Origin of the sequence: Bacillus sp. SIMBA_154, from assembly GCF_046536015.1 — a bacterium.
In the GTDB taxonomy this organism is placed as follows: Bacteria; Bacillota; Bacilli; order Bacillales; family Bacillaceae; genus Bacillus; species Bacillus pumilus_P.
In genome coordinates, this window is sequence record NZ_JAWJBV010000199.1 from 1 (window position 1) to 278 (window position 278).

The 278-nt window shown below is 29.9% G+C and carries 1 protein-coding gene; it reads left to right on the top strand.

The window, feature by feature from the left end; translation table 11 throughout:
• A partial coding sequence (locus tag R0K30_RS21725; protein WP_410612891.1) for a hypothetical protein occupies nt 1-204 on the top strand: 204 nt, incomplete at its 5' end.
• Between the last annotated feature and the right edge of the window lie 74 nt (nt 205-278).

Below are 278 nucleotides of genomic sequence, written 5' to 3' on the forward strand. Positions count from 1 at the left end.
CTTTGCATGTATTTAGATATCTATATATTAAAAAACAAAGAACCATGGTTTTTGTGGGATGCTTATACATATACGGTTAATCTTGTAGACTTCATTATGATAGTTGTATTAATTGTTGATAGAGATTTCTTGGGATTACATAAGTTCAAAAATAAAATACTACCATCATTTCAAAGACCAAAAATAGCAAGGGATTGTAACTAAGTTGTATATCGATTACAGCATGGTTGATTACGTAAGTGCCTTCACTCAATGGGGTTTTTTAATGGCGTTTTTAT